General features: G+C 74.8%; 16 protein-coding genes. 11 read left to right on the top strand and 5 right to left on the bottom strand.

Annotated features, from left to right (window positions below; translation table 11 throughout):
• Positions 1 to 32 precede the first annotated feature (32 nt).
• The 6 genes from EDJALFJO_RS03350 to EDJALFJO_RS03325 are packed head-to-tail and all read left to right on the top strand — an operon-like array spanning position 33 to position 8,637.
• Complete coding sequence (locus tag EDJALFJO_RS03350) at positions 33 to 1,391, top strand: multicopper oxidase domain-containing protein (protein ID WP_158220270.1); 1,359 nt, start codon at positions 33 to 35, stop codon at positions 1,389 to 1,391.
• Between the two features lie 19 nt (positions 1,392 to 1,410).
• Entirely contained in the window at positions 1,411 to 2,739 is a 1,329-nt protein-coding gene (locus EDJALFJO_RS03345; RefSeq protein ID WP_088282214.1) for a multicopper oxidase domain-containing protein, read from the top strand.
• A gap of 17 nt (positions 2,740 to 2,756) precedes the next feature.
• Positions 2,757 to 5,669 carry a multicopper oxidase domain-containing protein gene (locus EDJALFJO_RS03340; RefSeq protein WP_088282212.1) on the top strand — a complete coding sequence of 971 codons (2,913 nt, stop codon included), beginning with the start codon at positions 2,757 to 2,759 and terminating at the stop codon, positions 5,667 to 5,669.
• Positions 5,670 to 5,698: 29 nt separating this feature from the next.
• Positions 5,699 to 6,205, top strand: a complete 507-nt coding sequence (locus EDJALFJO_RS03335; RefSeq protein ID WP_088282210.1) for a hypothetical protein — start codon at positions 5,699 to 5,701, stop codon at positions 6,203 to 6,205.
• Positions 6,206 to 6,215: 10 nt separating this feature from the next.
• Positions 6,216 to 8,180 (top strand): copper resistance protein CopC, encoded by a 1,965-nt coding sequence (locus tag EDJALFJO_RS03330; RefSeq protein ID WP_143448263.1) that lies wholly within the window; start codon positions 6,216 to 6,218, stop codon positions 8,178 to 8,180.
• Positions 8,086 to 8,637 carry a disulfide bond formation protein DsbA gene (locus tag EDJALFJO_RS03325; protein ID WP_143447764.1) on the top strand — a complete coding sequence of 184 codons (552 nt, stop codon included), beginning with the start codon at positions 8,086 to 8,088 and terminating at the stop codon, positions 8,635 to 8,637. Before EDJALFJO_RS03330 ends, EDJALFJO_RS03325 begins: the two co-directional genes overlap by 95 nt.
• Before the next feature lie 25 nt (positions 8,638 to 8,662).
• On the opposite strand, the gene EDJALFJO_RS03320 is transcribed toward EDJALFJO_RS03325, so the two are convergent.
• Positions 8,663 to 9,403 (bottom strand): DUF429 domain-containing protein, encoded by a 741-nt coding sequence (locus EDJALFJO_RS03320; RefSeq protein ID WP_088282204.1) that lies wholly within the window; start codon positions 9,401 to 9,403, stop codon positions 8,663 to 8,665.
• Positions 9,404 to 9,429: 26 nt separating this feature from the next.
• Here EDJALFJO_RS03320 and EDJALFJO_RS03315 point away from each other — a divergent pair, with 26 nt between their 5' ends.
• From EDJALFJO_RS03315 to EDJALFJO_RS03300, 4 genes are all read left to right on the top strand, one after another.
• Positions 9,430 to 9,912 (top strand): ribose-5-phosphate isomerase, encoded by a 483-nt coding sequence (locus EDJALFJO_RS03315; RefSeq protein ID WP_088282202.1) that lies wholly within the window; start codon positions 9,430 to 9,432, stop codon positions 9,910 to 9,912.
• A gap of 74 nt (positions 9,913 to 9,986) precedes the next feature.
• Positions 9,987 to 10,802 carry an Fpg/Nei family DNA glycosylase gene (locus EDJALFJO_RS03310; protein WP_088282200.1) on the top strand — a complete coding sequence of 272 codons (816 nt, stop codon included), beginning with the start codon at positions 9,987 to 9,989 and terminating at the stop codon, positions 10,800 to 10,802.
• A gap of 105 nt (positions 10,803 to 10,907) precedes the next feature.
• Positions 10,908 to 11,939 (top strand): response regulator, encoded by a 1,032-nt coding sequence (locus EDJALFJO_RS03305; protein ID WP_088282198.1) that lies wholly within the window; start codon positions 10,908 to 10,910, stop codon positions 11,937 to 11,939.
• Positions 11,940 to 12,032: 93 nt separating this feature from the next.
• Positions 12,033 to 13,325 (top strand): methyl-accepting chemotaxis protein, encoded by a 1,293-nt coding sequence (locus tag EDJALFJO_RS03300; RefSeq protein ID WP_088282196.1) that lies wholly within the window; start codon positions 12,033 to 12,035, stop codon positions 13,323 to 13,325.
• A 33-nt stretch (positions 13,326 to 13,358) separates the two neighbouring features.
• Here the strand turns inward: EDJALFJO_RS03300 and EDJALFJO_RS03295 are convergent, their stop codons facing one another.
• The 4 genes from EDJALFJO_RS03295 to EDJALFJO_RS03280 all read right to left on the bottom strand — a co-directional run bounded on the left by EDJALFJO_RS03295 (position 13,359) and on the right by EDJALFJO_RS03280 (position 17,169).
• Positions 13,359 to 13,976 carry a hypothetical protein gene (locus tag EDJALFJO_RS03295; RefSeq protein WP_088282194.1) on the bottom strand — a complete coding sequence of 206 codons (618 nt, stop codon included), beginning with the start codon at positions 13,974 to 13,976 and terminating at the stop codon, positions 13,359 to 13,361.
• A 108-nt stretch (positions 13,977 to 14,084) separates the two neighbouring features.
• A complete protein-coding gene (locus EDJALFJO_RS03290) occupies positions 14,085 to 15,473 on the bottom strand; it encodes an amidase (RefSeq protein ID WP_088282192.1) in 1,389 nt (462 codons plus the stop codon).
• A gap of 105 nt (positions 15,474 to 15,578) precedes the next feature.
• Positions 15,579 to 16,331, bottom strand: a complete 753-nt coding sequence (locus EDJALFJO_RS03285) for a hypothetical protein (RefSeq protein WP_088282190.1) — start codon at positions 16,329 to 16,331, stop codon at positions 15,579 to 15,581.
• Between the two features lie 64 nt (positions 16,332 to 16,395).
• Positions 16,396 to 17,169, bottom strand: a complete 774-nt coding sequence (locus EDJALFJO_RS03280) for a DUF4142 domain-containing protein (RefSeq protein WP_088282188.1) — start codon at positions 17,167 to 17,169, stop codon at positions 16,396 to 16,398.
• A gap of 354 nt (positions 17,170 to 17,523) precedes the next feature.
• Here EDJALFJO_RS03280 and EDJALFJO_RS33975 point away from each other — a divergent pair.
• Positions 17,524 to 18,419 (top strand): ferredoxin (locus tag EDJALFJO_RS33975; protein WP_158220269.1); only part of this gene is annotated, 896 nt, incomplete at its 3' end.

Genomic DNA, 18,419 nt, shown 5'->3' with positions numbered 1-18,419 from the left:
GGAACCGGTCCACGTCAGACGAGGGGACAGCCGTGAACGACAGCCCGGCACGACGCGGCGTCAGCCGCAGGAACCTGCTCACCGGCGGGCTCGGGATGGTGGGTGCCGGCGTCGTCGGGGCCACCGTCCTGCAGCCCCAGCTGGCGAGCGCGGGCCTCAACGACCCGCGGCCGGCCGACGTCGCCGCGGCCAAGGCGGGCCTCACCGACGGCCGCACGCTGCACCTCGCGGCGACCGACGGCTGGGTCGGGATGCCGACGGACGCTCCTGCGCGGCCGCCGTTCTTCCCGGACTCGCTGGCCCCGAACCCGTTCAACACGTACGTGTTCGGGTTCCGGGACGTCACGCACCTGCACGCGGCCGACGGCTCGATCACCGACGCGAACCAGGCGAAGCTCGACGCCCTCAAGGGGCACGCGCAGATCAGCGCCCCGCTCCTCGACTTCGACGAGATGACGAAGGTCCGGGTCTCGCTGACGAACCTGGGGCTGGCGATCCGGCCGGACCTCACCGACGGGCACACCGTGCACTGGCACGGGTTCGACAACGCCATCCCGCTCTTCGACGGCGTCCCGGAGCTCTCGATCGCCGTGCCCATCGGCCACACGTTCACGTACTACTACCAGCCGCGGGACGCGGGCACGTACATGTACCACTGCCACTTCGAGGACGTGGAGCACGTCCAGATGGGCATGACGGGCATGCTGTTCGTCCGCCCGAAGCAGAACGGCACGACGAAGAACCACGGCGGCAAGACGTTCTCGAGGTTCGCGTACAACGACGGCGACGGCTCGACGGGCTACCACCGCGAGTTCGCGTTCATGCTCACCGAGCTGTGGTCGGAGGCGCACTACCGGGACGCCCACATCCAGGTCAACGACTGGACGGACTACGCGCCGAGCTTCTGGCTCCTCAACGGCCGTGCCTACCCGGACACGCTGGCGGACAACGGGTCCCTCGACGCCGGCTCCGGTGACTTCGCCGTGCCGGTCGACGAGCGGCTGCGCTACCAGCCGATCTCCTCGCTCGTCGAGGCCAACAAGGGCGACCGGGTGCTGCTGCGGCTGTCGAACCTCGGCTACCAGCAGCACGCCATGACGCTCGACGGCCTCCCGATGCGGGTCGTGGCCAAGGACGCCGGGCTGCTGCGCAACGGCGGGACCGACCTCAGCTTCCTGACGAACACCGTGGAGATCGGCCCGGGCGAGAGCCGTGACGTCCTCGTGGACACGGACACGGAGGGGGAGTTCCTGCTCTACGACCGGAACTTCTCCTTCCTCACCAACGGTGGCGACTCCACGCAGTACGGCGGGCAGATGACGAAGGTCGTCGTGCACCCCGCCGGGACCCTGGGCGACCAGTCCCGCGCCAACGAGAACCCCCACGCCTGAGCCGGTCGAGGAGACGACGATGCGAACCAAGCTTCCCCGGGTGATCTCCCGGGTCGGTGGGGCCGTGCTGGCGGGCGCCGTCGTGGCGCTCATGGCCGCGACCCCGCCCGCCGCGCAGGCGGTCACGGACGGCGTGGAGTGCGAGACGCCGACGAGCGCGAGCGGCACCGCGGAGAGCTACATGCTCACCGCGAAGTCCGGCTACGTGTTCACCCCGGACGGCAACTCCATCTTCATGTGGGGCTACGCCGGCAGCACCGGCAGCTTCCAGCTCCCCGGCCCGACGCTCTGCGTCACGGCCGGCCGGACGGTCTCGGTGACGCTGAAGAACACCCTGCCCGACCCGGTCTCCATCGTGTTCCCGGGGCAGCAGCAGGTCACCGCCGACGGCCAGGCCGACGCGGCGAACCTCGCGGCGAGCCCGCCGACCCTCGCCAAGCCGGCGGCGCGGACGAGCGGGACGGTGACGTACACGTTCGTGCCCGACAAGCCCGGGACCTACCTGTACGAGAGCGGCACCGACCAGCGCAAGCAGGTGCAGATGGGGCTGTTCGGCGGGCTCGTCGTCCGCCCGGCCAACTACGCGACCGGTGGCGCGGACGCGCACTCGGCCTACGGGACGGCGGCGACGAGGTTCGGCGAGGGGCAGGAGTACCTGCACATCCTCTCGGAGGTCGACCCGGCGGTGCACCTCGCGGTCGAGAAGAACCGCGTCGTCAACTGGGCCGGCTACCGGCCGCGCTACTTCATGATCAACGGCCGCAGCATGCCGGACACGTTGGCGCCCAACCGGGCCAGCTACCTGCCCGCCCAGCCGTACAGCGCGTTCGTCCACGTGCAGCCGTTCGACCCGAACGCCAACCCGGCCCCGGCGATCATCCGGTACGTCAACGTCGGGACGGTCACGTACCCGTTCCACCCGCACGGCAACTCGCAGCGGGTCGTCGGCCGCGACGGCCGCCGGCTCCAGGACGGCGCCGCGGACCTCAGCTACGACAAGTTCCTCGTCAACGTCGGCCCGGGCCAGACCGTCGACACGCTGTTCTCCTGGACGGACGTCGACATGTTCGACCCGATCGACAACTCCCTCGCCGAGTTCGTCCCCAACCAGGCGGACGTCATGACGACGGGCGACACCTTCTACAGCCAGAGCCCGTACCTCGGCAGCTACGCCGACCCCATCCAGGGGGTGACGAGCTACAACGTCTGCGGCGAGTACTACCACGTCGCCCACAGCCACGCGCTGCAGCAGTCCACCAACTACGGCGCGGCGATGGGCGGGATGATGACCTTGATCCGCATCGACCCGCCGTCGGCCCTGCAGACCGTCGACAAGCCGTGCAACTGACCGGAAGGACGAGGACGATGCGAACCACTCCTCGGTACCGGCGCGCCCTCGCGGGCCTCGTCGGGACCACCCTCGCCCTGACGGTTCCCGTCTGGGCCGCCTCGGCGGCGTCCGCCGCGGTCGGTGGATGCGCCGGCACCGCGGACACGGCGCTCGACCTGTGGACGGCGAGCGGCAGCGTCGCGCTGACCGCCACCACCACCCCGGTCACGGCCACCGTGTGGGGCTACTCCACGACCGGGAACGTCACGGACCTGACCGCCCCCGGCGGTCCGGTGCTCACGGTGACCAAGGGCAAGAGCGTGCAGGTCATGCTGCACAACGGGCTCACGGTCCGGTCCTCGCTCTCGCTGCCGCAGATGGACGGCTTCACCGACGACGCCGACGGCGCGCCGGCCGGCGGCACGCAGACCTACTGCTTCACCGCGGACCGGGCCGGGACGTACCTCTACCAGGCCGGCGCCACGGCGACCGGGGCCCGCCAGGTCGCGATGGGCATGGCCGGCATCCTCGTCGTCCGGCCCGCGGCGGGCGACGTCGCCACGAGCATCGACGGCACGTCGGCCACGGCCTACGCCACCGAGGCACCCCTGCTCCTGCAGGAGATCGACCCCGCGCTCAACGCGAACCCCACCGGCTTCGACATGCGGCTCTACGCGCCGAAGTACCGGCTCATCAACGGGCGCACGTTCCCGACGCGGACCGCGACCGACCACGTCGCGGCCACCGCCGGGACGACGCTCGCCCTGCGCCTGGTCAACGCCGGCATCGTCGAGCACTCGCTCGGCGCGCTCGGCCTGCGGCAGAGCGTGGTCGCCCTCGGCAGCCACGTCCAGGCGCACCCGGAGGACCTCTTCGCCGAGACCCTCCAGCCGGGCGGCACGCTCGACGCGCTCGTCGCGATCCCCGCGGTCTCGCCGTCGGCGCCGTCCTCCTACGTGCTCTACGAGACCGCGGCCGGCAACGGCGTCTCCTCGCTGCAGAGCTTCTCCGGCATGGCGACGACGATCGACGTCGCGCCGGCAGCCGTCGACCCGAACGCTCCCGTGGTGTCCGCGCTCGTGGCGTCGCCGACGAGCGTCACCGCCGGCACGGACGTCCAGGTGACCGGGCAGGTCACGGCCGGCACGCCCGAGTGGCAGCTCGACGGCGTGGGCGCCTGGACCTCCGCGGCCCAGCTCCCGTTCACGGTGCCGACCACCGGTCTGGCCGCGGGCGCGCACACGGTGTACGTCCGCGCTGTGGACGGAGCCCTCACCGGCGCCGCCGCGACGGTGGGCTTCACGATCCAGGCCACCGGGGCGGGGGCCGACACCACCGGGCCGCTCGTCACCGGGACGACCGCGACGCCCGCCAAGGTCAAGGGCGGCCAGACCGTCACGGTGACCGCGACCGGCGACGACCGGACGACCGGCGGCTCGAACGTCGTCTCCGCGACCGTGTCGCTGGACGGCGGCGCCACGGCACCGATGACGCTGAACCGCACCGACAACCCGGTCGCCGCGCTCACCGCGACCGTGTCGTCCGCGGCGGGCGGCCACCACACCGTGGCCGTCCGCGCCTCGGACGGGGTCACGCCGGGCAACACCAGCACGACCCCCGGGACGGCGACCTTCGACGTCGACGCCACCCTGCCGACGGTCGGCACCGTCGTCGTCAGCCCGGCGGCCAACAACGGCACGCTCGAGAGCCGGGTCGGGGCCGGGGTGTTCAGCGTCTCGGCGGTCGTCACGGACGCGACCGCGGACGGCGTCGGCGGCAGCATCGGCTACGGCGAGGCGTTCATCGACAACAGCGCAGGCGCCGTCGGTACCGGCTTCCCGATGGTCCCGGGCACCGGGGTCGACCCGGCGAGCGCGTCCCAGGCCGCCGGCGGGGTCACCGTCGTCGCCGACATCCCGCTCAGCCAGGTCACCGGGCTGGCGAACGGCCCCCACACGATCTCCGTGCGGGGCCGGGACGGCGTCGGCAACTGGAGCGCCGCGACGGCGTCGGGCACCTTCTTCGTCGACAAGGTCGCCCCGACGGTGGCGTCGCTCACGGCAGGTGCCAACCGCGGCTCGGTGAACCTGCCGATCTCCGGCACGCTGGCCGACACGGCACCCAGCTCCGGGTTCACCGGTAACGCCTTCGTCGAGGCGTGGGTCGGTACCGACCCCGGTGCCGGCAACGGCACCCGCCTGGCGCTCACCGGCACGTCGTACTCCGGGACGCTCGCCGTCACGGTGCCCGCGTCGGGCACCAGCAGCGTGACGGTCAACGTCCGGGCCCGGGACACGGCCGGCAACCTCAGCGCCGTCCGGACCCTCACCACCCCGGTGACCGCGAACCAGGTCTTCTCCAACGGGTTCGAGTCCGCCAACGGGAACTTCGGGTGGAGCGGCCGGACGGGCACCACGGTCTTCACCCGGATCACGAGCAGCAGCCGGATCACCGGCACCGCGAGCGGCGCGGTCGCCCTCGGTGGCACCGCGGCCGGCTACGTCAACGACAGCACCCCTGCGGCGGAGGTCGGGTACCACGCGTCCTTCGACCTGAGGTCGCTGCCGACCGGCACGTCGGCCACGGTGTTCCCGGTCTTCCGGGCGTCCTCGACGACGTCGGCCACCGGCACCGAGGTGTTCCGCCTCGAGTACCAGCACGCCGCCGTCGGTGGCAGCCGGCTGCGACTGGTCGCGGCAGGGGCCTCGGCCACGCCGTGGCTGCCGGTCACGGACGGCGCCGTCACCGCGGTCCAGGTGGACTGGACCCGGGCGGGCGCCGCGATCAAGGTCGGGGCGCTGACGCATTCGGTGACGTTCGCGACGGCGTCCGCCGCGTCGGTGGAGACGGTCGCGCTCGGCCGCACCACCGCAACGGGTACCGGTCTGACGGGTTCCCTCGTGCTCGACAGGTTCGTGTCCGCCCGCGACCACCTCCCGCTCCCGTGACCCGGGCGCAGACAGGAGAGGCAGCAACCATGACGACAGCGACCGCCCCGCGCGGAGCACGCAACCCCTGGGTCCTGCGCGGCGTCACCGTGCTCGTCGTGCTGGCGATGGCCGTCTTCGGCTACAGCCAGCGCGCCGACGCCAGGCAGCGGCCCAAGATGCCGACCAGCGCGACCTTCGAGGGGAGGTCCGGGATCCGCATCACCCGGGTCGCGGTGGTCGGGGACGGCGGCCTCGTCGACGTCCGGTTCGTCGTCCTCGACCCGCAGAAAGCGCACCGGTACCTCGGTGACAAGTACAACGGGCAGGACGCGAAGGCCGACCGGAAGGCGGTCGAGGCACCGACCCTGCGCAGCGGCTCGAAGCACACCCGCCTCAAGGACGTCGCGTCGATGCACCAGCACGCCGACTACGTCGCGGGCCAGTCCTACTACCTGCTCTACCTCAACCCCGCCGGCGCCATCAAGGCCGGCGACCGGCTCGACCTGGAGGGCACCGCCGTGAAGGAGAACCTCGGCGCCCTGCCGGTGAGCTGACGACGTGGCGATGCCCCGCGCCACGGTCGGGCTGCGGCGCGCCCTCGCCGCAGCAGCGGTGGCCGTCGGGCTGGTGGTCCTCACCGGCCCGGCGGCCACGGCCCACGCCGACGTGGACCGCAGCGACCCGGCGAACGGTCGCCGGCTCGAGGTCGCGCCGACCCAGGTCTCGGTGACCCTGACCGAGCCGGTCGAGCAGGAACGTACCCAGGTCCGGGTCGTCGACGACGCGGGTCGTGACGTCCCCGTCGGGCCGGTCCGGGTGACCGCGGTCGACGCGGCACGGATCGACGGGCCGGTGACGGTCACCGTCCCGCTGGGGGAGACCCTGCGGACCGGCAGCTACCACGTCGCCTGGCGGACCGTGTCCTCCAGCGACATGCACTCGACGTACGGCACCTTCACCTTCGGGGTCGGGACGACGGTCGCCGCGAGCGACGAGGTGTCGTCGGCCGCGGGCGGCGTCCGGCTCCCCGCAGAGACGCTCCTGCGCTGGGGGGTCTTCACCGGCCTGGCCGGGTTGCTCGGGGCCTCCTGCGTCGCACTGCCGGCCGGTCGCCGGGCCGGCAGCGCCGCGGCCGTGGAGCGGCTGCTGCGCCTGGGCGCCCTGTCCGGCGCGGGCGCGGTGACCGCCGCCGCCCTGCTCGAGGCGGTCCTCGTCGCCGGGGCGCCGTCCGCCGCCTGGACGTCGGACTTCGGCCGCGTCTGGGGCGTCGTCCTCGCGCTGCTGCTCGTCGCCGCGCTCACGGCCCGCCGGGCCGCCCGCACCGCCGCCGGCCGGGCCCGGTCCGTCGGGCTCGCCCTCGCGGCCGCTGCGGCGGCGTGCGCCGCCTCCGGGTTCGTCGGCCACGCCGCCGCCGTCCGCGGGGCCGGCTGGGTCACCGCGGTCACCGCGGCCCACCTGCTCTCGACGGCCCTGTGGACCGGCACCGTCCTCGCGCTCGTCGTCCTGGGGGCCGCCCGCCGTCCGGTCCTGCGCGCCGTCGCCGCCGTCGCCGGCCCGGCGGCCGCCGTGAGCCTGGCCTCGGGGCTCCTGCTCGCCGGCGTCCTCGTGCCGTCCCTCGGTGCCGCGACCGGCTCCGACTACGGCCGGGTGCTCGTCCTCAAGCTGCTCCTGGTCGCCGGCGCGGTCGTGCTCGGTGCGGCCAACTCCGGCGTGATCGGCGCGCTGCGGCGCCGGTGGGGCCGGGGTCGTGCGCACGGCGCGGGCACGCCCGGCGCCCGGTTCGTCACCGCGGAGGCGGCCGTCCTGCTCGGTGTCCTCGCGCTCGCCGGCGTCCTCGGCTCCTCCGGTCCGCCGACCGCCGTCCGGTGGGCCCCGACGCCGACGTCCGTCGCGGACGGCGCACCGGTGACGCAGTCGCTCGACGACCTGCTCGTCGGGGTGTCCGCGACGCCGAACGTGCCCGGGCAGAACTTCGTCACGGTCGACGTCCGGAACACCCGGCGGCCGGCACCCGGCCCGGTGACCGCCGTCGTCGTCGCGGTGGGCGGTGCGGCCGCCGCGCCGGCCCGCGAGCAGGGCGACGGCACGTGGCTGCTGCCGACCGACGCGCTCGCCCGGTCCGGGCCCGTCGACGTCGCGGTCCGGGTCGTCCGGGGCGACCTGCCGGACGTCTCCGGGCGGTGGACGTGGACCGTCGCCGCGGCGCCGGGCACCGAGCAGGGCGGCCGCTCGACCCGGCCCCTCGTCGTCCTCGGGCTCGTCGTCGTGCTCGGGACGGCGGCCGCGGCCGGCCGGGGAAGTCTGCGGCGGCGCCGGGCGTTGGGCGTCGTCGGACGGCATCATCTGCCGACGACGACAACGACGAAGGGACCGCCTCGTGAGCGAGCGCTCCGTAGCCGACTTCTGGTTCGACCCGATCTGCCCGTGGGCGTGGATGACCTCGCGCTGGGTGCTGGAGGTCGAGAAGCAGCGGCCGATCCAGGTGAAGTGGCACGTCATGAGCCTGTCCGTGCTCAACGAGGGGCGTGACCTGCCCGAGCAGTACCGCGAGCTCATGACCAAGGGCTGGGGTCCGGTCCGCGTCGTCAACGCCGCGCGCATCCTCCACGGCGACGACGTCGTCGGCCCGCTCTACACCGCGATGGGCACCCGGATCCACCCGGGCGCGAACTCCGACTACGACGCCGTCATCGCCGAGGCGCTCGCCGAGGTCGGTCTGCCGGCCGACCTCGCGAAGTACGCGACCTCGGACGAGTACGACACCGAGCTGCGGGCCAGCCACGAGGAGGGCATCACCAAGGTCGGCACCGAGGTCGGCACGCCGATCGTCGCGTTCGACGGTGTCGCGTTCTTCGGCCCGGTCGTCACCCCTGCGCCCAAGGGCGAGGCCGCCGCGAAGCTGTGGGACGGCTGCGTCCTCGTCGCGTCGACGCCGGGCTTCTACGAGCTCAAGCGGACCCGGACCGAGGGCCCGATCTTCGACTGAGCCCGGCCGTCGTGCGGGCTCGTTCTCAGACCACGATCCGCATCGGCAGTCCGGCGGCGTCCGTCCCGCCCCCGAGGACGACGGCGTCGCCGGACTGCCAGCGCCAGGCCGACCAGGCCGTGGCCAGGGCGTCGAGGTGGTCGTCGCCGTCCGGTGCGTCGTCGAGCGCCGCCGCGGCCACGGGGGTGAGCCAGCGGCGCAGCGCCGCGTCCCGCGCCGCGCGGCCTGGTGCGGTCTTCTTCGACGGCAACGGGTCGCGCCAGGCCCGGCCGGCGAGCGCCATGAACGACAGCTCCGGGTGCACCTCGGCGACCCGGTCCGCCATCGGGTGCGGGCCGGCGGCCGCCGGCCGGAGCACCGCGTCCAGCGCCAGGACGACGCGGCGGATGCCGTAGGTCTGGGCCCTCACCGAGCGGCCGCCGAGCAGGTCCCGGGCCGCGGCCCGGGCGTCGGCGTAGGTGGGGGCCGCGAGCACCCCGCGCGGCGGCGCGAGGAAGACCCGCGCCGACGCGGCCCCGAGCAGCCGCTTCGCCTCCAGGTCGCAGGGCCGCCAGCCGTCGACCGGTAGGCCCACGGGGCAGTCCACACCGACCGCCGCGGCACCCGCCGCCGCCGCGAGGTCGAGCACGGCGGCCGCGCCCGCGGCGTCCTGACCGGGCACGGTGCGCCACGTCACCTGCCGCGCGCGGCCGCTGCCCGCGTGCACCCGGACGACCGCGACGGCCCAGCCGCCACGCCGTCCGTCGACCCCGACGACGACATCCACCCGGCGAGGCTGCCAGACTCTGCGCCATGCGCGTTCACCTCGGGGCCGACCACGCCGGGTTCGAGCTCAAGGAGTACCTGCGGCAGCACCTCGCCCAGGCCGGCCACGAGGTCGTCGACCACGGGCCGTCGGAGTACGACGCCCAGGACGACTACCCGCCGTACTGCCTGCGTGCCGCGGAGGCGGTCGTCGCCGACCCCGGCAGCCTCGGCATCGTCATCGGCGGCTCCGGCAACGGCGAGCAGATCGCCGCGAACAAGGTCAAGGGCGTCCGCGCCGCGCTGGCCTGGAGCGTCGACACCGCCCGCCTGGCGCGCCAGCACAACGACGCGAACGTGCTCGCGGTCGGCGGCCGGATGCACGCCCTCGACGAGGCCTCCGGGTTCGTCGACGCGTACCTGTCCGAGCCGTTCTCGGGGGACGACCGGCACGCGCGCCGGATCGCCATGCTCGCCGACTACGAGCAGACCGGGGTCCTGCCGCCGCTGCCCGGCGGCGCGCGGGGCTGACCGCCCGTCCGTTCGCCGGCCGGTCGCCCCGGTTCCGGGCGGCGCCGACGGCCCGGGTGTGCTGAAGTTCTCCGGTGCCCGAAGGTCATACCGTCCACCGCCTCGCCCGCGAGCACCTCGCGACGTTCGGCGGCGCCCACCTCGCCGTCGACAGCCCGCAGGGCCGGTTCGCGGCCGGCGCCGGCCGCCTCGACGGGCGCGCGCTCGCGGGTGCCCAGGCGCACGGCAAGCACCTGTTCCTCGGCTTCGCCGACGACGGCGACGCTCGCCCCGACGCCTGGCTCCACGTGCACCTGGGCCTCTACGGCAAGTGGACGTTCGGCGTCGGCGAACCACCCGAGCCGCGGGGCGCCGTCCGGGTGCGGCTCGCGTCGGACGACGCCTGGGCCGAGCTGCGCGGGCCGACGGCCTGCGAGGTGCTCACCCCGGACGACGTCGCGCACGTGCGCGCCCGGCTCGGCGCCGACCCGCTGCGCCGGGACGCGGACGCCGCCGGCGCGGGGGAGCGGGTCCGCCGGTCCCGGGCACCCGTCGGGGCGCTGCTCATGCAGCAGGAGGTCGTCGCCGGGGTCGGCAACGTCTACCGGGCGGAGGCGCTGTTCCGGCAGCGGCTCGACCCCTGGTCGCCGGGCCGGGCCCTGACCGCCGACGGCTGGGACGCGCTGTGGGCCGACCTCGTCGTCCTCCTCAAGGACGGCGTCCGGCGCGGCCGGATCGTCACGACCCTGCCCGAGGACCGCGACCGCCGCAGCGGCACGGTGCGCCGGGACGACGCGCACTACGTCTACAAGCGGACCGGCCTGCCGTGCCGGGTCTGCGGCACCCCGGTCGTCTCCGAGCCGATGGTCGGCCGCACGCTCTACCGCTGCCCGGCCTGCCAGGCCGCCTGACGGGCTCCCTGCGATCCGCCGGGCCGGACGGGTTCAGGTCCCGGCCTGCGCGGCCGAGCACTGAGGGGAAGGCCGGGTCCGCCCACCGGGACGAAGGAGCAACGGATGACGTCGCCGCGCCCGACCACGGGCGAGCTCCTGCACGCCCTCGGTGACCCCGACCCCGGCGTCCGGAGCGCCGCCGTCCTCGCGCTCGCGGACGTCGGGTCCGCCGTCGGGTCGTTCGTGCTGCGGATGGCCGTCGAGACGGACAGCCAGGTCCGGGCCGCCCTCGTGGCCCAGCTCGTCCGGCACGACCGGCCCGACGTCGTCGACGGCCTCGTCGGGCACCTGCTGAGCGACGACGCGGCGCTGCGCGTGGACGTCGTCCACGTGCTCTCCCGCACGACCGCCTCGACCGTGGCGCGGATGCCGCAGTGGCTCGCCGACCCCGACCCGGACCTGCGGATCCTCGCCGTCATGGTGCTCGCCGAGCTCGACCACCCGAGCGTCATCGGCTGGCTCAGCCGCCTCGTCCGCGAGGACGAGCACGCCAACGTCGTCGCCGCGGCCGTCGCCGAGCTCGTCGTCCGGGCCGGCCCGGCGTGCGCCGCGGACGTCCGGGCCGCCGCCGCGCGCTTCCCCGACGACCCGTTCATCACGTTCTTCCCCGGCCAGGGCTCGGAGGGGCCGCGGCGCGGCACCGTCGAGTCCGCGCTCGGCGCGCCGCCCCAGGCGTCCCCGGTGCCGCGGCAGGGGCCCGGGGAGCCGGGGGCGCTCGTGCTCGTCGTCGACGACTCCGCGACGTACCGCACCTACCACCGGCAGATCCTCGAGCGGGCCGGGTACCGGGTGCGCGAGGCCGCCAACGGCGACGAGGCGCTGCGGGCCGCGCTCGGCGTGCGGATCGACCTCGCGGTCGTCGACGTGAACATGCCCGTCATGGACGGCTTCACGTTCCTCCAGGCGCTCGGGCAGGTCTTCCCGGGGCGGCGGATCCCGGTCGTCATGGTGAGCTCCGAGGCGGAGTGGGCCGACTCGTCCCAGGCCTACGAGCACGGTGCGGACGCCTACGTCGTCAAGCCCGCCGACCCGGCGCAGCTCGTCGAGGTCGTCCGCCGCCTGCTCGCGGGGGAGCCGGTCGCCGACCTCGTGTGAGCGTGACCGGCGGCCGTCCCTCCTCGGCCGGACCCGGTGACCGTCTGCGCCGACCTGCTCAAGCGCGCGTCCTGACGAGCCGACGCATCACCCATGCCGATCGCTGACCGCCTTCCTCGCGGGGCAACGCTGACACCGGAGTCGTTCGCCTCCCGCCACACCGCGGTGACCCGTCTGGTGTGGGCCCACGTGCCGCTGCTGCTCGTCATCGGGCTGCTCGGGCCGATGCCGCTGTGGGAGGCCCTCGCCCTGCCGCTGCTCCCGGCCCTGCTCGCGGTCGCGGGCACCGTCGCCGGCCCGGCGCGGCTGCGCTCGGAGCTGATGAGCGTCGCGGCGATCTCCACGTCGTTCGTCGCCATCGAGCTGAGCGGCGGGCGGCTCGAGGCGCACATGCACCTGTTCGCGATCCTCTTCTTCGTCTCGCTCTACCAGCAGTGGACGCCGCTGCTGTGGACCGTCGGCGTCGTCGTCGTCCACCACGGCGTCCTCGGGCTGCTCGCGCCGCACCACGTCTTCGGCATGGACATGTCCTTCCTCGTGACCCTCGGGATGGTCGCCGTCCACGCCGGGATCGTCGTCCTCGCGGTCGTCGGCATCCTCGTCGTGTGGCACTTCAGCGAGGAGACCGAGAGCCACGTCAAGGCCGTCATGGCGCAGGCCGAGGCGGAGCGCGCGGCGCTGGACGCCGAGCGCTCCGAGCAGGCCCTCCTCGACGCCGACCGCGAGCGGGAGCGGGTCGCGCGGCTGTCGGCGCTCGCCGGCCAGGTGGCCGCCGAGGCCGAGATCGTCCGGTCCGGGGCCCAGGAGGCTGCGGCCGCCGTCGCGATCGTCGACGGCTCCGTGGGCATGCTCGCCTCCGCCGTCAACGACATCGCCCAGCGCTCGCAGCAGGCCGCGGACACCGCGTCGTCCGGTCAGCAGGTCGCCGTCGCCGCGGCCGAGGAGGTCCGCCGGCTCGAGCGTTCCATGGGCGAGATCGCCGACGTCAACGCGATGATCGCCCAGCTCGCGGAGCAGACGAACCTGCTCTCCCTCAACGCGACCATCGAGGCGGCCCGGGCGGGCGAGATGGGCAAGGGCTTCGCGGTCGTCGCGAGCGAGGTCAAGCAGCTGGCCAACGAGACGTCCGAGTCGGCCGGCAAGGTCAGCTCGGTCATCGCGAGCGTCGTCCAGGAGACCGAGGCGGTCGCGCGCAGCTTCGCCTCGACCTCCGCGGTCGTCGGCGAGATCCACGGCCTCCAGGTCGACATCGCGTCCTCGGTCGAGGAGCAGGCCGCGACCCTCGCCGAGGTGACCCGCGAGCTGAGCAACGCCGCCCAGGCGGCGCAGGCGATCCTCGACGGGCTCGAGCGGCTCACGCTCACGGCGTCCGACGCCGCGGGCTGACCGGACGGCGTCCGGCCGGCCCGCGGGCGAAGGTCAGGCCTGCGGGTCGCGCTGCGGGTCGTCCGGGTCGACCGGCCGGTCCGTGACGGCCACGGGTGCGGAAGCGACCGGTGCGGAAGCCACCGGTGCGGAAGCCACCGGGGCGGAAGCCACCGGCGATGCGGCCGCCGCCGACTGCGCGGCGAGCTGTGCCTCGAGCCCGGCGACCGTCTTGCGGACGAACGAGAACGCCGCCCAGGCGCCGATCGCCCAGAACACGACCCCGAACGCGTCGAAGTGGTCGGCGAAGATGTCGCGCGCCAGCGACGGGTTCGTGACGGTCAGCCGGACGGCAGTGCCGAGCGGGACGTTCTCGAACTTCGCCTGGTCGATGACGTCGCCGAACATCTCGCCGAGCAGGCAGCCTGCGAGCGCCAGCACGCCGGCGACCGGTGCGAGCCCGCGTGTCGGCGTCGCCGTCCGGGCCATGACGAACCCGACGCCGGCCCCGACCGCGACGGCGACGAGCCCGAGCCGGAAGTGGAAGACGCCGAGGACGATGCCCCAGAGCAGGCCGCCGGCGACGGCGGCCCCGACGCCCGCGAGGACGCTGAGCAGGGTGCGCCGGCCGCTGGACGGGACGACGACGGGCGACGGGACAGTGGTGGACACGGGGACCCCTCGTGATCGGGACGACAGCAGGGGCAGACCGTAGCGCCAGGATGATCATGAGGGAAGCGCCGTCGGCGCATCCCACCCGGCCGCACCAGCCCCGTCGCGTCAGGTGATCGTCGGAGCGCAGCGGGTCCACGGACGCGCGCTCTCGAGGTGAGCGGCGAGGCCGAGGAGCAGCGCCTCGCCGCTCACGCCGAGGCCTGTCGCCGAACCGGTCGAGAGCATGACCGACAGCGGTGTGCCGTCCGGGTGGACGCCCGCCGGGACGGCGATCGACGGGTACGCGGCGAGGTTCCACGGGCCGTGGAAGCCGCCGGTGTAGCTCGCGGCCGCCCAGTAGTTGTGGAACCAGCCGCGGCCCGCGTGGCCGTCGGCGGCGACCGGCGGGGTCGCCAGGCCGGGGGAGAGCACGACGTCGTGCTCGGCGAGGAAGACGTCGAGCCGCTCGCGCCAGCGGTCGGTGTCCGCCTCGGCGACCAGGCCCAGCCGCTGGGCGCCGCGGCCGAGCCGGGCGTGGGTCCGCGTCCGGCGCGGGAGCGCGTCGCGGGCGGGGCCGGAGAGCGCGGCGTCCGCCTCCGTGCCGCCGAACCAGCGGGCCGCGGCCCGGACGACGAAGCGCAGGGGCACGGGGAGCTGCCGCTCGACGACCGTGTGCCCGGCGGCCCGCAGCGCGTCCGCGGTGGCCAGGGCCGCCGTCCGCCACGCCGGGTCGATCCGGGTGCCGGGGATGGGGGAGGCCGGGGAGACCGCGATCCGCAGCGGCCGGCCGAGTGCCGCGAGGTCCGGCGCCGTCGCGAGGGCCGGGGCGGCGGCCATGACGGACAGCCCGAGCGCGGCGTCCGCGACCGTCGTCGCGAGCGGTCCGTTCTCCGACATCCGGGTCCAGCTGTCGTGCCCGATGTCCGCGGGGACCGTCCCGAGCCCGGGCTTGAGGCCGACGAGGCCGCAGCACGCCGCCGGGATCCGGATCGACCCGAGCCCGTCGTTGCCGTGCGCGAGCGGCACGAACCCGGCGGCCACCGCGGCGGCGCTGCCGCCGGACGAGCCGCCCGGCGTCCGGGTGAGGTCCCACGGGTTGCGGACCGTCCCCAGCGGGCCGTCGGTGAACGGCCACACGGACAGCTCCGGGACGTGCGTCGTCCCGACGACGACGGCGCCCGCCGCGCGCAGCCGCTGGACGACGACGTGGTCGGCCGGCGCGGCGCCGGTGCCCGTGTGCGGGCTGCCGTCGCGCGTCGGGTGACCGGCGAGCGGGATGTTGTCCTTGACCGCCACCGGGACCCCGGCGAGCGGCAGGTCCGCCCGGTCGGCCCGCGCGTCGACGGCGTCCGCCTCGGCGAGCGCCTCCTGCACACGGACGGCGACGAAGGCGCCGACCCGGCCGTCGAGCGCGGCGATCCGGTCGAGGTGGTCCTGGACGACGTCACGCGCGCTCGCGCGACCGCTGCGGACGTCGTCGGCGATCTCGACGGCCGTCCGGCCGAGGTGGGACACGTCGCCTCCGTGGCGCTCGCAGGGGGCCGGTCCGGCCGGTCGGCCAGATCATCCCGTGTCGCGGCCCGGCGGTCCATGGGCCGGGCCGCGACGGCCCCGTCCCCGTCACTCCTCCGGGGTGCTGCCCCGCGGGGTGAAGACCTGGATCCGCACGACGTCGAAGGCGGGCGTCTGGTTGGCCCGCTGCATCATCGGGGTGCGGTGGGACCCGTCGCCGGCCCAGACGGCGCACTGGGCGAGCCCGGCCCGGGGGAGCCCGGTGACCGTGACCTCGACGGTGTCCGGCGTGCTGCTGCCGCCGCCGTCCTCCGTGGCCTTGAAGAAGGCGGGCACCGGGGCCGGGTCCGGTGCCCGCCGGCTCGAGTCGAGCATCCGGCAGGCGGTGTGGAAGTGCCCGCGCTGCAGGCCGTCCGCGTTGAGGTAGGAGCTCTCGAGGTAGTAGCCGCCGGCGGCGGCGCCGAGGAAGCGGTCGCGCACGAGGTTGCGGGTGCTGATCCGCAGGGTGAAGGAGCGGCCGACGGCGACGGCCCGCGGTGCCCGCGTGATGAGCAGCGACGGGTTCTGCTCGGCCGGGCCGACCTCGCCGAAGGAGGTCTGGATGCAGCGCGGCCCCTCCTGGAAGCCGGTGTGGGCGGAGAGGTCGCTGTTCGCGCACGAGTTGCCGAGGATGAGCAGTCCCTGCGGCGTGGTCGTCGGGTCGCCCTGCGCGGCGGCGAGCCCGACCACGTCCACGGGTGGGGTGCTCGCTGACGGGGCGACGAGAGCGCCCGTGACGGCGACGCCCAGGCCCGCGCCGAGCGCCACGAGGGCGGCGGTGCGCAGGGAGGTGGGGGAGGCGGGCGGTCGGGGACGACGCATGGCTGCAACCTTCTTCGGTGTCGGTGCTCGGATGGCTCGGATGGCCAGGACGCACGAGGTGGTGCTACTGCCGTCGGTGCGGTGGGGCGGCCGGCTCCGGCGGCCGGACGACCCTGGTGCCCCGGGCCGGGAAGAGGACCCGGATCCCGAGGACGAGCGCGAGCAGTGCGGCGAGGCCGCCGGTGAGGCCGACGAGCGCCTGCCGGACCTGCTGGTCCGTGCCGGCCCGGCCCGGGTGGCGGGGGTCGCCGAGGAGCACGAACCGGTGCTCCTCGGCCGCCGGGCCGGTGAGCGGCGGGAGGTGGTCGTAGTCGACCGCCCCGGTGCTGTCGAGCAGGTCGAGGTGGGTCTTGACGAAGTCGTTCGCGTCGTTCGCGAGCTTGCGGACGACGGGGTCCCGGGTACCGGCCCGGACCGCCGCGATCGCGGGGAAGATCCGCCCGTGCGCCTCCCGCAGCCGCTGCGCGAAGACCCGGTCGAACGCCGGTCCGGAGGCCGCGCGCATCTCGCGCAGCCAGTACGCCTGCTCCGGCGTCGGCTCGTCGGGCAGCTCGACACCGAGCCGGCGTGCGGCGGTGACGGCGAGCTTGTCGAGCGCGATGTGCTGCGCCGAGATGAGCTTGCCGACCTCGCGGACCCGGGCCGTGGAGCCCTTCGTCTCGGCCATGTCCCCGGCCGGGATCTCCCACAGGCCGGCGAGCCGGACCCGGACGACCAGGTCCCGGTCGGCGGCGGTGAGCGAGGGGGCCTGGTCCGCCGCGGCCGGTCCGGTGCCGGCTCCGAGGAGGCCGGCCAGCGCGAGCAGAAACGCTGCGGCGCAGCGGGTCCGTCGGTTCATCGCGTCGGTCCTCCTCCCTGTCGCCGTCACGGTGCGTTGCCTTTCGGACCGCGCTCATTCAAGGAAGGTCAGGGGGTGGCGTCAACGCGCAGGGGTACCGTTTAACGATTCCCTAACGTCTCGCTATGGTCACGGAGCGAAGATCGAGGTCTACTGTCGCCCCATGACAACCTCCGCCAACGCCTTGTCAGGGCTGGCGTTTCAGCGCAGGCCTCCGGATCGCGGCCGGGATGCGACATCCTCCGGCCGCCGGGCGTCGCGAAGACTGCCCTTGAGCCGCCGCAGCGCCGGGGACCATCCGGCAGCCCTGCCGCAGGTGTCGACCAGCACTCACGCTGCGTAGCAGGGCCGTCGATGATTTCGGGGATCACGACGGCACTCACCAGCACCGCGGTTCTCGCCGCACCGCCCGACAACGGTGTCCACGTCGTCGCCGCGTCGGCCGGGTTCGCCTCCTACCTGCTCGTCTGGGCAGCGGTCATGTGGGGCATGTTCCTGCGCAACGGCTGGGCGTCCACGCGCGTCCGGCACTCCACCCTGTACTCCACCCACATGGGGCTCGGGCTCACCGGCCTCTGCCTCGGCCTCGTCCACGGCGCCGCCCAGGCGGCGGCGCCCGTGACCGCGACCGGCCTGCTCGACGTGTTCGTGCCGTTCCGCAACCTCGACCACCCGGCCTGGGGCGACCTGCCGCGGCTCGTCCGGCTCGGGGAGGGCGTCGGGACGCTCGCCTTCGAGCTCATGGTCGCCGCCACGCTCGCGACCGCGGTGCGGCACCGGCTGGGCCAGAACCGCTGGCGGGCGCTGCACATGCTCAACTACGTCGGCTACCTGCTCATGGTCACGCACGTGCTCGTGAGCGGCAGCGACGCCGGCCGGCCCTGGGCCTGGGGCACCGTCCTCGGCACGACCCTGGTCACCGCGGTGACCTGGGCCTGGACCACGCGCTGGGCGACCGCCGCCCGGCGCCGCGGCGAGCGCACCCTGAGCATCAGCCGGCCCGGCAGCCGGCTCGAGATCGAGGTCGACGCCTCGCTGTGCCTGCGCTTCGGCTTCTGCGAGCACGAGGCGCCCGGGGTGTTCCAGCTGAGCGGTGACGGCCGGCTCACCTACGACGCGTCGGTCCCCGTCGACGCGGCGGACGCCGTCGTCCGGGCGGCCCGGGTCTGCCCGGCCCGGGCGATCCGGCTCGGCCAGGGCGCCACCGAGGTCGTCATGGCGGCGCCCCCCGCACCCCCCACACCCCCGCA

The organism is Kineosporia sp. A_224 (genome assembly GCF_002198655.1).
Lineage (GTDB): Bacteria > Actinomycetota > Actinomycetes > Actinomycetales > Kineosporiaceae > R-H-3.
The sequence above is the reverse complement of the archived record's forward strand: the minus strand, read 5'-3'. Positions and strand labels throughout refer to the sequence as shown.

What these genes read in the sequence shown, in the direction of transcription:
- EDJALFJO_RS03345 (WP_088282214.1), top strand. Translation starts at nt 1,411, where the DNA reads ATGCGAACCAAGCTTCCCCGGGTGATCTCCCGGGTCGGTGGGGCCGTG.
- EDJALFJO_RS03340 (WP_088282212.1), top strand. Translation starts at nt 2,757, where the DNA reads ATGCGAACCACTCCTCGGTACCGGCGCGCCCTCGCGGGCCTCGTCGGG.
- EDJALFJO_RS03335 (WP_088282210.1), top strand. Translation starts at nt 5,699, where the DNA reads ATGACGACAGCGACCGCCCCGCGCGGAGCACGCAACCCCTGGGTCCTG.
- EDJALFJO_RS03330 (WP_143448263.1), top strand. Translation starts at nt 6,216, where the DNA reads ATGCCCCGCGCCACGGTCGGGCTGCGGCGCGCCCTCGCCGCAGCAGCG.
- EDJALFJO_RS03325 (WP_143447764.1), top strand. Translation starts at nt 8,086, where the DNA reads ATGACCTCGCGCTGGGTGCTGGAGGTCGAGAAGCAGCGGCCGATCCAG.
- EDJALFJO_RS03315 (WP_088282202.1), top strand. Translation starts at nt 9,430, where the DNA reads ATGCGCGTTCACCTCGGGGCCGACCACGCCGGGTTCGAGCTCAAGGAG.
- EDJALFJO_RS03305 (WP_088282198.1), top strand. Translation starts at nt 10,908, where the DNA reads ATGACGTCGCCGCGCCCGACCACGGGCGAGCTCCTGCACGCCCTCGGT.
- EDJALFJO_RS03300 (WP_088282196.1), top strand. Translation starts at nt 12,033, where the DNA reads ATGCCGATCGCTGACCGCCTTCCTCGCGGGGCAACGCTGACACCGGAG.
- EDJALFJO_RS03285 (WP_088282190.1), bottom strand. Translation starts at nt 16,331, where the DNA reads ATGCGTCGTCCCCGACCGCCCGCCTCCCCCACCTCCCTGCGCACCGCC.
- EDJALFJO_RS03280 (WP_088282188.1), bottom strand. Translation starts at nt 17,169, where the DNA reads ATGAACCGACGGACCCGCTGCGCCGCAGCGTTTCTGCTCGCGCTGGCC.